The 13,935-nt window shown below is 67.3% G+C and carries 11 protein-coding genes; 2 read left to right on the top strand and 9 right to left on the bottom strand.

Annotated features, from left to right (window positions below; all coding sequences use genetic code 11):
• Positions 1–158 precede the first annotated feature (158 nt).
• From B1818_RS08565 to B1818_RS08550, 4 genes are all read right to left on the bottom strand, one after another.
• Positions 159–1,574, bottom strand: coding sequence for a cytochrome P450 (locus B1818_RS08565; protein WP_175404272.1), 1,416 nt, complete (start codon positions 1,572–1,574; stop codon positions 159–161).
• A 100-nt stretch (positions 1,575–1,674) separates the two neighbouring features.
• Positions 1,675–2,949, bottom strand: coding sequence for a glycosyltransferase 87 family protein (locus B1818_RS08560; RefSeq protein WP_058250463.1), 1,275 nt, complete (start codon positions 2,947–2,949; stop codon positions 1,675–1,677).
• A gap of 209 nt (positions 2,950–3,158) precedes the next feature.
• Complete coding sequence (locus B1818_RS08555) at positions 3,159–3,608, bottom strand: globin domain-containing protein (protein ID WP_058250592.1); 450 nt, start codon at positions 3,606–3,608, stop codon at positions 3,159–3,161.
• A gap of 134 nt (positions 3,609–3,742) precedes the next feature.
• A complete protein-coding gene (locus B1818_RS08550) occupies positions 3,743–5,014 on the bottom strand; it encodes a reverse transcriptase family protein (protein WP_058250462.1) in 1,272 nt (423 codons plus the stop codon).
• 324 nt (positions 5,015–5,338) lie between these two features.
• Here B1818_RS08550 and B1818_RS08545 point away from each other — a divergent pair, with 324 nt between their 5' ends.
• Positions 5,339–5,830: an N-acetyltransferase gene (locus B1818_RS08545; protein WP_231742266.1), complete on the top strand. Its 492-nt coding sequence runs from the start codon at positions 5,339–5,341 to the stop codon at positions 5,828–5,830.
• A gap of 427 nt (positions 5,831–6,257) precedes the next feature.
• Here B1818_RS08545 and B1818_RS08540 read toward each other — a convergent pair whose 3' ends face one another.
• The 5 genes from B1818_RS08540 to B1818_RS08520 all read right to left on the bottom strand — a co-directional run bounded on the left by B1818_RS08540 (position 6,258) and on the right by B1818_RS08520 (position 12,658).
• Positions 6,258–8,666 carry an excinuclease ABC subunit UvrA gene (locus B1818_RS08540; protein ID WP_078112434.1) on the bottom strand — a complete coding sequence of 803 codons (2,409 nt, stop codon included), beginning with the start codon at positions 8,664–8,666 and terminating at the stop codon, positions 6,258–6,260.
• A gap of 206 nt (positions 8,667–8,872) precedes the next feature.
• Positions 8,873–9,283: a VOC family protein gene (locus tag B1818_RS08535; RefSeq protein ID WP_058250458.1), complete on the bottom strand. Its 411-nt coding sequence runs from the start codon at positions 9,281–9,283 to the stop codon at positions 8,873–8,875.
• A gap of 19 nt (positions 9,284–9,302) precedes the next feature.
• Complete coding sequence (locus B1818_RS08530) at positions 9,303–9,734, bottom strand: helix-turn-helix transcriptional regulator (RefSeq protein WP_058250457.1); 432 nt, start codon at positions 9,732–9,734, stop codon at positions 9,303–9,305.
• 18 nt (positions 9,735–9,752) lie between these two features.
• Complete coding sequence (locus tag B1818_RS08525) at positions 9,753–11,417, bottom strand: phospho-sugar mutase (RefSeq protein WP_139363000.1); 1,665 nt, start codon at positions 11,415–11,417, stop codon at positions 9,753–9,755.
• Between the two features lie 11 nt (positions 11,418–11,428).
• Positions 11,429–12,658: a glucose-1-phosphate adenylyltransferase family protein gene (locus B1818_RS08520; protein WP_078112432.1), complete on the bottom strand. Its 1,230-nt coding sequence runs from the start codon at positions 12,656–12,658 to the stop codon at positions 11,429–11,431.
• Between the two features lie 28 nt (positions 12,659–12,686).
• Between B1818_RS08520 and B1818_RS08515 the strand changes: the two genes are divergently transcribed.
• Positions 12,687–13,919, top strand: a complete 1,233-nt coding sequence (locus B1818_RS08515; protein ID WP_078112431.1) for an NAD(P)/FAD-dependent oxidoreductase — start codon at positions 12,687–12,689, stop codon at positions 13,917–13,919.
• The last annotated feature ends 16 nt before the right edge of the window (positions 13,920–13,935 follow it).

The raw sequence follows: 13,935 nt of genomic DNA, 5'->3' as shown, positions 1-13,935 counted from the left end.
TCAATAATCACAAGGCAGACAGGCACTTTCGCGTATCACACGCCGAACACCAGCAACATCAGTGAAATATCCAGGCTCAGGGAGCAGTGGGCTGGTACTTGCGCTACTCGCACCCCCGGGAGCGGTGGAGCGGCTCGCTCCTCGGGTGTGAGGAACCGTCAGATCTTGCGGTGCCGCAGGTTGATCGGGAGGCCGTCGGCCGGGGTCGGGCCGGTACCGTAGGTCAGCTCCGGCCGGTAACCGGCCGGGACGTCCCACTCGAAACGCAGCAGCATCTGGTGCAGGATCGACTTCACTTCCATGCCACCGAAATACAGGCCGATGCACTTGTGTGCGCCGCCGCCGAAGGGTGCCCACGCGAAGCGGTGGACCTTGTCCTCGCGGCGTTCGGCGGAGAAGCGCTCGGGATCGAAGTGGGTCGGGTTGGGCCACCATTCCTTGCGGAGCATCGTCGCCCACGGATGGATGGCGAGCAGCGTGCCCTTCGGGATGTAGTGGCCACAGACCTCGGTGTCCTCGATCGCCATGCGGAAGAGCATCCCGACCGGGGCGTTGAGGCGCAGCGTCTCCTTGAAGGCCAGCTCCATGCTGGGGAGCTTGTCGACGTCGTCGTAGTCGATCGTCGGCTTGTCGAGGGCCAGGGACTCCTCGCGCAGACGCTGCTGCCACTCGGGGTGCTTGCCGAGGAAGTAGGTCATCATCGACAGCGCGATGGTGCTGGTGTCGTGCGCGGCCATCATCACGAAGATCATGTGGTTGACGATGTCCTCGTCGGAGAACGTCTCACCCTCGTCGCTCTCGGCATTACAGAGAACGCTGAAGAGATCGTCGGCGTCGTTGCCGCGACGCAGCGGGATCTCGGAGCGGAAGTACTCCTGCAGCGCCTCGCGGCCGCGGAGTCCCTGCGCCCAGGTCCAGTTGCCGACGTCCTTGCGCACGATCGCCTGGCCGCCACGCACGGCTGCCTCGAAGGCGTGCTCGAGGCGGTGCGCCTCGGACTCGCTGACGTGAGCGCCCATGAACACCTCGGTCGCCAGCGACAGCGTGAGGTCCTTGGTGCGGGAGTACATCTTGAAGCCGTTGCCGACCTCCCAGTTGGCGAGGGTCTTCTCGATGTGCGGGGTCATGATGTCGAGGTAGCCGGTCAGGCGCGGCCGGCTGAACGCCTGCTGCATGATCCGGCGGTGCTGCATGTGCTCGTCGAAATCCATCAGCATGACGCCCCGGCGGAAGAACGGGCCGATCATCGGTTCCCAGCCGAGCTCGCTGGAGAACGCCTTCTTTCGGTTCATCCAGACGGCTTCGATTGCATCCGGACCGACGAGTGTGACCATGTTCATGCCCAGCGCGCCCGACCACGAGACCTGGCCGTAGCGCTCGAAGCGCTCCATCGCCGTCTTCAGCGGGTCGACCAGTGCTTCGAGAGTGTTGCCGAGGTACGGAATCCCCGGATCGCCCATCACCGGCTTGAGGTCCGACCCGGCGGGTGGCTCGGCCAGCGGGCGTTCCGAGCTCGGGTACATGCTGCTCGCCTTCGCCAGCACGCTCTGGATCTGCTTTTTCCGACTCGTCATGAACCTGCCACTCCCCGTTGTTCCGATGTGCGTTACATCACTATGCACCATTGGAACGGATTTTAGCGTCTGTTTCAAGGGGAGTGTGCAGACGGGGTGTTCATGCGAGTTGTGCGAGCGTGTCGGCCGACCGTCGGGAGGTCAGCACCCGGGGCCCCGAGACCCCCAGCGCGACCAGCACCGCCAGACCCCAGAGCAGGTACGACGACCCGACGAGATGCTGCCACCAGACCCAGGACAACTCGGCGTCGTACCGCTGCGGGATTCGCTGATGCGGCGCGACGGCGAAGATGACGAGCCCGGAACCGACGAGCCACCACCAGATCGCCGACGCCGCGGGCGTGGTCGCGAGGAAGGTCAGCAGGATCAGCAGCGGGACCACCCAGACCCAACTGTGGTCCCACGCGACCGGCGAGCAGTACAGCGCGGCGAACGCGACTGTCATCAGTGCCGCGACATCGTGCGGACTGGACGGCTGTGGACCTGCCGGTCCAACCGACAGCAGACGCCACGCGACCCAGGCGATGAACAGGCCGACGATCAGCGAGACGAGGAACCACGCGACGTCGGACTCGATGCCGAGCCTGCCGAGCTCACCCTTGATCGACTGGTTGTTCGCGAAGTGCGGACTCCCGATGCGGTCGGTGTCGAAGAGGGTCGATGTCCAGTAGGTGCGCGAGTCGTTCGGTGTCAGGAGATGGCCGAGACCGGCGTAGGCGACCGCTGACGCCGCGGCCATGCCGAGCGCGCGCCAGTCACGGCGGACGAAGAAGAACAGCAGGAACACCGCGGGGGTGAGCTTGATCGAGATGGCGAGTCCGACGAGCAGCCCGTTCCACCACTTGCCGCGGCCCAGCAGTACGTCGACGACGACGAGCGTCATCAGCACGATGTTGATCTGTCCGAAGTTGAGGGTGTCGCGGACGGGTTCGAGCCAGAGGCCGACCGTCGCGGCGGCCGTTGCGAGCCACCACAACTGGTGAGCAGGCCGCTCGACGAGGCAGGACAGGACGATGCGGCACACCACCAGCAGGCAGCCGATGGAGATCGCGGTGAACAGGGCCTGACCGAGGCCGAGTGGGACGACCGTGAAGATCGAGAACAGCGCTGCGGCAAGCGGTGGATACGTGAACGGGAGGTACGAGCCTTCCGCGAGTCGGGGCAGGATGCCGTACAGGTCGCCGCCGTCGAGCAGGACCTGTCCGCCCATGCGGTAGACGTCGAAATCGATGCGATACGGGGCCGGCGGTTGGTTCGGCAGCACGACGATGGCGACCGCCGAACTGATGAGGAAGACGGCGAGTGTCGCCCACCGGGCCCGGGCTGATCCCAGGTATCGATCCAGCGCACGTCGCGGGTTTACAACAGCAGTCACGAGCCCTCACTTCCGAGCGGGATCGTATCGCGGAGGGCGTGCGATTCAGGGTGGCCGGGCCGTGGCCGTGTAGTCGGGCGGTGCGGGTCGCACGTGGATTCGTCGGTCGTCGACAGTCGAAGGGTGGTCGAGCATTCTCCGGTGGGGTCGGTCGATGGGACCGTGGCGAGTCGAAGTGCGGGCGTCGCCGGGATCGGGTGAAGGGCGGGTCAGGCAGCTCCGGGTTTGCGTCGATCTGCCGGCATGATGTCGACCACGCCGTCGTCCGGATAGCCGTCGAGCATGATCGTCGCGACCGCGCCGAGTGCGCGGTCCCAGGCCAGCGTCATGGCCGGGGTCCAGGACTCGCCGCCGATCTCGCTCATCGCGGCGATCATGCATTCCGCGACCGCGGTGTACATCGGTCGGGTGACGCCGAGACCGGCGTGTCGCCGCCCCAACGCGTGCAGAGTCGTCGTCAGCCACTCGGCGTCGTCGAGATGCTCCACGACCGAGGCGACGGCGCTGCGCAACATCTCGGCCTGGGCCCTGGTGTCGCGGCCGAACATGGCGCGAACGGTCGGATAGCGGTCGAACAGGATCTCGTAGAAGCGAACGGTGAGGCCCGAGTCGGGAAGGTCGACGAGTGCCAGGCTGCGTTCGAGCAGTTGTTTGTCCATGCACGGACCTTGGTCCACCGGCATTGCGACTGGGCACGCTGCGGGGAAGGCCGAGGTAACAGTGGTCTCACAGCGAACCGCAGCCGGTGTGAGGTTCGGGATTGTTCGGGCGTTTGGTCCGTCTTCAGAGGTTCTCAGCTGTCCCAGTCGACCGTGCGGGCCATGTTCAGCAACCGGCGTCGACGCGTCTCCCCCGTCGCACCCACCCACGCGATGAGACCGTAGACGTGTGCGCGGAAGTCCGGGTGTTCGTCGTGATTCTGCGACGACGCCCCGTGCCGGCTCGCATTCTGGAGCAGGGCCCGAAGATTGTCGTAGTCGGATCTGGCAACCTGCGGACGGTCGTTGACGACGAGACCGGCGAGCTGTTGGCGCTGATGGCTGTGCATGATCCGGACCTTCTCCGGGTGGACGGTGAATCGCTCGTCTTCGACGATGCGGAGCACGGTCCACAGCGCGCGGTCGGCGTTCATCGCGTCGCCCGAGATCGCGAGGTCGTCGCCGTAACGGGTGTAGCGGAGGCCGTGACGGCGGGCGTACCCGTCGAGCCGCCGATCGAGCCGCCGCATCACGAGGTTCGCCAGATGCGGCGAGGTCGGCGCACCTTGCGGCAGATGCCGTTCCCGGAGAAGGGCTGCGTGCGTGTGATCGATACCGCGGAGTTCGTCCACAGGCGTTGCCGTGGTACACAATTCGGCGAGCAGGCGGGCTATGTGCGGCGGGTAGCCGGCTTGCCGGAACACTGCTCGGACGCGCGGTACGGTGATCGTCTCGAAGCAATGACGGAGGTCGACGCGCAGCACCACGGGACGGTCCGTGTGCGGCCACGCGAAAGCAGCCGGTGACGACCCGGGTACGAAACCGCGCGCCGCGGGATGGGCCGGAATGCGCTCAATCAACCGTCGCAGCAGGCGCCGTTGCGTCTCGCGCATACGGGGTTTCGGAGCTTCGATGACCCGGACACCGTCCCGCTTCTCACGCCGCCAGATTCGGTAGTGACGCAACGGCGGGCGCGCCGTTCGTAGCCATTGGCCGCGGTCGGCGAACCATTCGAGCTCGGGCACGGTGAAGTCGAGCCAGTGCGCGAACTGCTCGACATCGTAGAGATCGGGCAGAGCGTCGGACACCGTTCCCGCAGAACGTGGTTCGTGCACGATGACGGGTTGAGCGGCGACGTGTGCCGGGTGGGTCCACGGCGCGAGGGCCTGGATCATCACGGTCGCGGGATGTCGCGGTTCGTGAGGCGAGAGTTCGATGATGCGGGCGGCGACTTCGGAGGTGACCTCAGCGGGCAGGACCGCTCTCACTGCCGCCAGGATCTCCGGCCACGTCCAGGCGGTATACGTGCGCGAGAAGGCCGCAGCGACTTCCGCTGCCTCATGCGGTTGCAGGAACGGTTCGGTCACGGCGCCGTGTCGCGTCGTGGGCTGTCGTGGTGATGAACGACGGATGGGGTGACCAGAACTGTGCAGCGGCGCCGTGTGGCACGTGCAGCGTGCGCGCCGGCGTCGGACGCGGGGACCAGCTGTGAAGTGCACCCAGGGGTTACCCCTGAGACGGATCGCGACGATCCACTCTCACCTTGCCCGTCGTTCATCAACCGACATGGTGCCACGGCGGTGAGACAGCCGAGGCGAGGACGCAGATCTGCGCGGGTTCACCGACGTCGCTCGCACTGAGGTCGAGGTCTGGTAGACCCGGTGTCTGTGGGTAGCTATGAGATTCGGCCGGTGGTTGCAGGCGACATCGATCAGATCTCGAGCCTGCACACCGCCATCTGGAAGGCCACGTATGCGGGAATGGTGGCTCAGGACCGGCTCGATGCGCTCACTCCTGCGGAGTCGGCCTCACGCTGGCGACAGACTGTCGGAGACCTCGCAGGCCATGCTGGGCGCGGCATCCGCATCCGGTGCGCGACCTCACTCGACACGCAGGAGATGGTCGGTTTTGCAGCAAGCGGCCCGGCTCGCGACCACGACGCTCCCGCACCGACCGAATTGTGGTCTCTGAATGTCGTTCTCCGCTATCACGGCACCGGTGTGGCGATGGACTTGATGACCTCAGTGCTCGGCGGAACGGATATCCCGGCCTACCTCTGGGTTGCACGCGACAACGCGCGGGCAGTGGCCTTCTATCGCAAACACGGATTCGAACTCGACGGGGCCACACGTCACGACTCCGGCTGGGATTGTCACGAAGTACGCATGAACAACGCACAGTGATGACCGCCCGACCAACAGCCACCTACTGGCGCACCTGAACCCCGGTACTGCTCGCGCGATCCTGCTCGCTTGTTGACCGACAGACTGCAACTCGACCGGTAGACCTCGATCGAAGTCCATAGGTCGAGTTGAAGTCTGTCGGTCGCGGGGGCTGGTTGCTGGACCCTTCGAGGCTCGTCGACCTCGACGCGCTCCTTCGTCGCTTGCTCGGCCCGGCGGCTTGCGCTCCTCGCACCTCAGGGAGCGGAAGAAGGCTCGTCACTTAGGGTTTGGGAGCCTCGGTCGCTGGACCCTTCGTGGCTCGTCGCTATCGCTCCTCGCACCTCAGGGAGCGGCGGGGCGCTCCTTCGGATAGGGAGCGGTGGGGGCGCTCCTTCGGATAGGGAGCGGGAGCGAAGCTCTCGCTCGCGCCGGCTGCGCCCTCGGGTCAGGCACCGACGTACTCGGCGAGGTGCTCGCCGGTGAGCGTGGACCGGTCGGCGACGATGTCGGCGGGCGTGCCCTCGAAGACGATCCGGCCGCCGTCGTGGCCGGCGCCCGGGCCGAGGTCGATGATCCAGTCGGCGTGGGCCATCACGGCCTGATGGTGCTCGATGACGATCACCGACTTTCCGGAGTCGACGAGACGGTCGAGCAGCCCGAGGAGCTGTTCCACGTCGGCGAGGTGGAGGCCCGTGGTGGGCTCGTCGAGGATGTAGACGTCGCCCTTCTCCCCCATGTGACTGGCCAACTTCAGGCGCTGGCGTTCGCCGCCGGACAGGGTGGTCAGCGGCTGACCGACCTTGATGTAACCGAGCCCGACGTCGACCATCCGGTGCAGGATCTTGTGCGCTGCCGGGAGTTTCGCGTCGCCGTCGGCGAAGAAGGCCTCCGCCTGGGCGACCGACATCTCGAGGACTTCGCTGATATTTCTGCCGCCGAAGGTGTAGTCGAGCACCTCGGCCTGGAATCGCTTGCCCTCGCACACCTCGCAGGGCGCGGCGACGCCGGCCATCATCGCGAGGTCGGAGTAGACGACACCCGCACCGTTGCAGTTGGGGCAGGCACCCTCCGAGTTCGCGCTGAACAAGGCGGGTTTCACGCCGTTGGCCTTGGCGAACGCCTTGCGGATCGGCTCGAGCAGACCGGTGTAGGTCGCCGGATTGGAACGCCGCGACCCCTTGATGGCGCTCTGGTCGATGGAGACGACCCCGTCCTTCTTGGCGACCGTCGAGTTGATCAACGAACTCTTGCCCGAGCCCGCGACGCCGGTGAGCACGACCAGCACACCGAGCGGGATGTCGACGTCGACATCGCGCAGATTGTTGGCGTCGGCCCCGCGGACCTCGAGATGACCACTGGGCGTGCGGACCTCGTCCTTGACGGCGGCGCGGTCCTCCAGGTGGCGCCCGGTGAGCGTGTCCGCGGCCCGCAGTTCGTCGACGGTGCCTTCGAACACGATCGTGCCGCCGTCGGTGCCCGCTCCCGGGCCGATGTCGACGACGCGGTCGGCGATCGCGATCACCTCCGGCTTGTGCTCGACCACCAGCACCGTGTTGCCCTTGTCCCGCAATGCGCGCAGCAGATCGTTCATCCGGGTGATGTCGTGCGGGTGCAGACCGATCGACGGCTCGTCGAACACATAGGTCACGTCGGTCAGCGACGAACCCAGGTGACGGATCAGCTTGGTGCGCTGCGCCTCTCCGCCGGACAGCGTGCCGGCCGGGCGTTCCAGGGACAGGTAGCCGAGTCCGATGTCGACGAACGCGTTGAGGTGGTCCCGCAGCGCGGCGATCAGCGGGGCCGCGGACGGATCGTCGAGTTCGGCGACCCACTGGGCGAGATCGCTGATCTGCATCGCGCACGCGTCGGCGATGCTGATGCCCTTGATCTTCGACGAGCGGGTCTCGGCGGTGAGGCGGGTGCCCTCACAGTCCGGGCACTTCGCGAAGGTGATCGCGCGATCGACGAAGGCGCGGATGTGCGGCTGCATCGCCTCACGGTCCTTGCTCAACATCGACTTCTGGATCTTCGGGATCAGACCCTCGTAGGTGATGTTGATGCCCTCGACCTTGATCTTGGTGGGCTCTTTGTAGAGCAGGTCGTTGAGTTGCTTCTTGGTGTACTTGGCAATTGGCTTGTCGGGGTCGAAGAAGCCGCAGCCGCGGTAGATCCGGCCGTACCAGCCGTCCATTGAGTAGCCGGGGATCGTCAGCGCGCCCTCGTTGAGCGACTTCGACGAGTCGTACAGCGCGGTGAGGTCGAAGTCGGAGACGTCGCCGCGGCCCTCGCATCGTGGGCACATCCCGCCGGTGATGGAGAAGCTCCGACGCTCCTTGACCTTCTGCCCGCCCTTCTCGATGGTCACCGCACCCGCCCCGCTGATCGAGGCGACGTTGAACGAGAAGGCCTGAGGCGAACCGATATGCGGAGTTCCCAAGCGACTGAACAGAATACGCAGCATCGCGTTCGCGTCGGTGGCCGTGCCGACGGTCGACCGGACGTTGGCACCCATCCGCTCCTGGTCGACGATGATCGCCGTCGTCAGACCCTCCAGGATGTCGACGTCCGGACGAGCCATCGACGGCATGAAGCCCTGGACAAACGCGCTGTACGTTTCGTTGATGAGGCGCTGGGATTCCGCGGCGATGGTGCTGAAGACCAGTGAGCTCTTCCCGGAACCCGACACCCCGGTGAAGACCGTCAGCCGACGCTTCGGCAGATCGACGCTGACGTCCTTGAGGTTGTTCTCCCGGGCGCCGTGGACGCGGATGATGTCGTGCGTGTCGGCGGGGTGAATGCCGTCGGCCCGCACAGCGTCGACCTTCCGTGCGGGACGGGTGGCGGTTCGGCTCATCGTCTCTCCATCAATGTGGCGACCGCGGGCGGGCGGTCGTCGGCGTTCGGGGTGCTCGTGTCATTCCGGAGGTCCGTTGCCACGAGGTCGGTGCGCGGACTCCCGGTCGATCTAACCAGGGTGGCGGGCGCCGGCGCGGGGTGTTGTCGGTCTACGACCGCGCCGAGTGCTTCCGGGGGCGGGTATCGACCGGGTCCGCACATCTCTCAGCCGGCCTGGTCGATACGGATGAGGTTGCCCGCCGGGTCACGAACGGCGGCGTCGCGCACGCCATACGGCTGATCCATCGGCTCCTGCACGATGTCGACGCCGCTGGACTGCAATTTGTCGAACAGCCCGTCGAGGTCGTCGGTCGCCAGCGTCAGCGCGCCGTAACTCCCCTTGGCGATCAACTCGAGGATCGTCTGGCGTTCCTCCTCGGAGATACCCGGATCGGCAGCCGGCGGATGCAGGACGATCGACGTGCCCGGCTGTCCGGGCGGGCCGACGGTCAGCCACCGCATGCCCTCGTAGCCGACATCCTTGCGGAGTTCGAAACCGAGGAGGTCGCGGTAGAAGCCCAGGGCGGCGTCGCCATCGGTATGTGGGAGGAAGGTGTACTGGATCGTGATGTTCATGGGATCAGGCTAGGCAGTCTCACCCGCGCTGTGCTTCTCGATTCCTGATCGGTCTCGTGATGTTCTTCGCCAGGCACGCCGGTATCCCGTCCGTCGCGTCGGCCGACTGTTCGCGATAGACCGTCGGCGGGACCCCGACGAGTTCGGTGAACCGGGTGCTGAAGGTGCCCAACGACGAGCAGCCCACCTCGAAGCAGACCTCGGTGACGGTCAGGTCGCCGCGCCGCAGCAGCGTCATCGCCCGTTCGATGCGGCGAGTCATCAAGTACGAGTAAGGCGATTCGCCGTAGGTCTGGCGAAACTTGCGGCTCAGGTGACCGGCCGACATGTTCACCCCGCGCGCGAGCGCCTCGACGTCGAGCGGCTGCGCGTACTCGCGGTCGATCCGGTCGCGGACCTGACGCAGCAGGGTCAGATCGCGCAGGCGCTGATCGGAATCGGTTCGCGGCACGGATTGATCGTAGTGCGCTCAGACCTCGAGCACCGCCGAGATGTCCGCACCGAGGGCGTCGAGACGGCGTGCGGCCTCGTCCCGCGGTACGGCGCCGCCCGGGCAGTCGAGGACGACTTCGAGATAGCACTTCAGCTTCGGCTCGGTGCCGGAGGGACGCACGACGACGCGGTCGTCGGCGGCGGTCCGCACCATGACGCCATCGGTCGGCGGCAGGTCAGCGGATCCATGTGCCAGGTCGCGGTTCTCCACCACCGGCGAGCCGGCCAGTCGTTCGATCGGTGAGGAACGCAGGCGCTGCATCATCTCGCCGATCAGCGCGGTGTCCTCGACGCGGATCGTCAACGGTGCGGTGGCATGCAGGCCGTGGCGACGGGCGAGCCGGTCGAGCTCGTCGGTCAGCGTGCGGCCATCCCTCCCGAGTTCCTCGACGAGGGAGATGACCCGGACCATCGCACCGATGCCGTCCTTGTCGCGGACGGTGTCGGGGTCAGTGCAGTAGCCGATCGCCTCCTCGTAACCGAAACGCAGGCCGGAAGTCCGGGCGATCCACTTGAATCCGGTGAGCGTCGCCGCGAACCGTAGCCCGTGGTCCGCGGCGATCCGGCCGAGCAGCCGGCTCGACACGATCGAACACGCCAGGGTGTCACCGGGGCGCGTCGCATCCCGTGCCGCCTGCTCCCCCAGCAGCGCGCCGATCTCGTCGCCGGTCAGCTGTCGCCATTGCCCATCGGGACCGACCGTCGCCACCGAGCAGCGGTCGGCGTCGGGGTCGAGGGCGATCACGACGTCCGCGTCGACGTCGCGTGCGAGATCGAGTGCGAGGTCGAGGGCACCGGGCTCCTCCGGGTTCGGGAACGGCACCGTCGGGAAGTCCGGATCGGGAGCGGACTGCGCCGCCACCACGTGGACGTCGCCGATTCCCGCGGCCCGCAACACGTCTCGGGCGACCGCACCCCCGACCCCGTGCATCGGCGTCAGTACGACGCGCACCGGCGACGGACCGCCGACGGGTCGTAGCCGCGCGGTGCGCTCGACATAGGTACGGACCGTCTCGTCATCGAGGTGGATGACTGCCGCGGAGTCCCGGGGCACCTCGTCGGCGGGCGGCGCCTGCGCGATCCGGTCCGCGATGTCGGCGTCGGCCGGCGAGATGATCTGCACTCCCCTGCCCGCATCGTCGGTGACACGCCCGCCGAGATACACCTTGTAACCGTTGTCGGCCGGTGGGTTGTGCGAGGCGGTGATCATCACCCCGGCGTCGCAGTCGAGCGCACGCGTCGCATGAGCGGTGACCGGCGTCGGCAACCGGGGTGGCAGCGCGAACACCGTGAGCCCTTGCGCCGCAAGCACTTCGGTTGCCGCATCGAAGAACTCGGCCGATCCGTGCCGGGCGTCGCACCCGACCACGACGCGCGCGTCGGGACCGACCGTGTCGAGCAGATACCGCGCGACACCGGCCGTGGCGCGGGTGACCACGGCGACGTTCATCCGTGACTCGCCCGCACCGACCTCGCCGCGCAGGCCGGCGGTGCCGAAGGTCAGCGGTCCGTGGAAGCGGGCCGCGAGATCGTCGGCGGCGGCGACGTCACCGGTCACGGCCGCGTCGATCAGATCGGTCAGCACGGCTCGGGTCGACGGGTCCGGATCGTGGTCCCGCCAGTGCCGCGCGGTCGCGAACAGGTCGGCCCGGGTCACCGGATGCGGCGACCCGGCTCGACGCGGTCTCCCAATGCCACCCGGGCACCGCGCAGGATCTGCGTATCCATCCCGACCAACGTGATCTTCTCGGTCGGGACCGGGCGTGTCCGCGGGTGCCCGCCGATCACCGCGTTCGGGCCGACGCGCACCCGTTCGTCGAGGACAGACCATGCGACCGACGCGCCGGCGCCGATGACAACGTCACCGAAGATCACCGAATCGGCCACGACCGCACCCTTTTCGACGACCACCCCCGGTCCGAGAACGCTGCGTCGGACCGTTCCGTGCACGTGGGCGCCGCTGCTGACGAGACTGTCCTCGACGACCGCCCCGGTCTCGATACGCGCGGCCGGGCGCTGCGGCTGGTTGGTGAGGATCGGCCGGTCGGCGCGGAAGACGTCGAGGGACCCGGAGATGAGGTCGCGGTGCGCCTGCAGGTAGGTCTCGGGACGGCCGGCGTCGATCCAGTACCCCGGCATCGCGTGGGCCACCGTCTTGCCGCGGTCGACGAACCACGGCACCAGGTGTTCGCCGAAGTCCCCCAGGCCGGTGTCGTCCTTCGGGGATCCCTCGGTCGTCCGGCTCTCCAGGTACTCGAGGCCCTCGATGAGCACGGCCGGGTCGTAGACGAAGATCTCGGTGGCGATCGTGCGCGTGGTGGCGCGTTCGGGTTTGTAGCGGAACTCGCGGACCGTCCCGTCGCGGCGGGCTTTCACGGTGGCGTGCTGCGCGGCCTCCCCAAGAGGACACGTCGTGGTGACCACAGTGCATTCGGCGCCATGGCGGCGGTGGGTCTCGATGGCGTCGCGGAAGTCGAAGTCGTAGACGTGGTCGGCGCTCATGACGATGACCTCGTCCGGTGCGTGGGCGGCGATGCGGCCGCGGATGCGGTACAGCAGGTCGGCGTTGCCGGTCGCGAAGCCGTCTTCGGTTTCCGGGGCGTCGGTCTGTTCCGGCATCACCACGCGCAACCCGCCGCTCGTACGGTCCAGATCCCAGGGACGGCCACCCGCCACGATCTGGGTGATGGTCTCGGCCTCGTACTGCACGCACAACCACACGTCGTCGATGTGACTGTGGTGCAGGTTGGAGAGCGGAAAATCGATGAGCTGATAGTTGCCCGCGAACGGCAACGCGGGTTTCGCCCGCCGATCGGTCAGCACCTCCATCCGCGAACCACGTCCACCGGCCTGCACGATCGCGAGAACCTCCGAATACCGCATCACCCCAGTCTGCCCCACGCCGCCGGGTTTGCCCGGATACCGTGGCCGACGGAACTCGACGACAAGCGACGAGGAGGTACGAGCAGTGACGCGCATCCACCGGGCCGAGCACGCGACGACGGAGCGTGTGGAGGTCGACTGCCTCGTGGTCGGCGGCGGCATCGTCGGGCTGGCGGTGGCGCGGGCATTCGCCCGGCGAGGACGCGACGTCGTCGTCCTCGAGGCCACCGATTCGGTTGGCGCGCAGACGACCTCGCGGAGCTCGGAGGTGATCCACGCCGGCATCTACTACCCCGAGGGCAGCCTGAAGGCGGAACTGTGCGTCCGCGGTCGCGAGCAGTTAACCCGATTCTGCGACGAGCACGGCGTTTTGTGGGCGCGGCCGGGCAAACTCATCGTCGCCACCGACGGCACTCAGAGCGAACGCCTCGACGTCTTGCTCCGACACGGTCTGGCCAACGGCGTGTCCGACCTTCGACGGATCGGAGTGGACGAACTGCGCGACCGGGAACCGGCAGTCGAAGGCGTCGCGGCTCTGTTCTCACCGTCGACCGGGATCGTCGACGTCGACGGTGTGGTGCGTGCACTGGTGCGTGACCTGGAGGCACACGGTGGCGCGATCGCGTTGCGCAGCAGGGTGATCGGCGGACAGATCAACGCACAGGGGGTCACCGTGCAGACATCGGACGGCGAATCGGCCTCCGCCCGGACGCTCGTCAACTGTGCCGGGATCGGCGCGTGGGAGGTGGCCCGGGCGCTGGCCGGCTTCGGCGGCCGGATCCCGCCGCGCTTCCTCGCCAAGGGGAATTACTTCGGGTTGTCCGGCGTCCGGGCGCCGTTTCGCCACCTCGTCTACCCGATCCCCGCCGACGGCGGATTGGGCGTGCACTTCACGATGGATCTCGCCGGCGAGGCCCGATTCGGCCCCGACGTCGAATGGCTGAACTCGTCCCCCGACGAGACGACCGCCGGGGAGGAACTCGACTACGCCGTCGACGAGGCGCGCGCCGACGCATTCGAACGAGCCATCCGCACGTACTGGCCGCAGTTGCCGACCAACGCCCTGGTGCCCGCCTACGCCGGGATCCGGCCCAAGGTCGCCGGGCCGGGTGCCGGTGCCGGTGACTTCGTGATCCAGGGGCCGCGGTCACACGGCATCGCGGGCCTGGTCAACCTCTTCGGTATCGAGTCGCCGGGCATCACGTCATCGTTGGCGATCGCCGACCATGTCGTCGGTCTGGTCACGCCCCCGACGACGTGACCAGACCGACCGGAAG

It is taken from the genome of Gordonia sp. IITR100 (assembly GCF_002009645.1).
Lineage (GTDB): Bacteria > Actinomycetota > Actinomycetes > Mycobacteriales > Mycobacteriaceae > Gordonia > Gordonia hongkongensis.
The sequence above is the reverse complement of the archived record's forward strand: the minus strand, read 5'-3'. Positions and strand labels throughout refer to the sequence as shown.

Coding starts and splice junctions, on each gene's coding strand:
- B1818_RS08565 (WP_175404272.1), bottom strand. CDS start 1,574: ATGACGAGTCGGAAAAAGCAGATCCAGAGCGTGCTGGCGAAGGCGAGC.
- B1818_RS08555 (WP_058250592.1), bottom strand. CDS start 3,608: ATGGACAAACAACTGCTCGAACGCAGCCTGGCACTCGTCGACCTTCCC.
- B1818_RS08540 (WP_078112434.1), bottom strand. CDS start 8,666: ATGAGCCGAACCGCCACCCGTCCCGCACGGAAGGTCGACGCTGTGCGG.
- B1818_RS08535 (WP_058250458.1), bottom strand. CDS start 9,283: ATGAACATCACGATCCAGTACACCTTCCTCCCACATACCGATGGCGAC.
- B1818_RS08520 (WP_078112432.1), bottom strand. CDS start 12,658: ATGCGGTATTCGGAGGTTCTCGCGATCGTGCAGGCCGGTGGACGTGGT.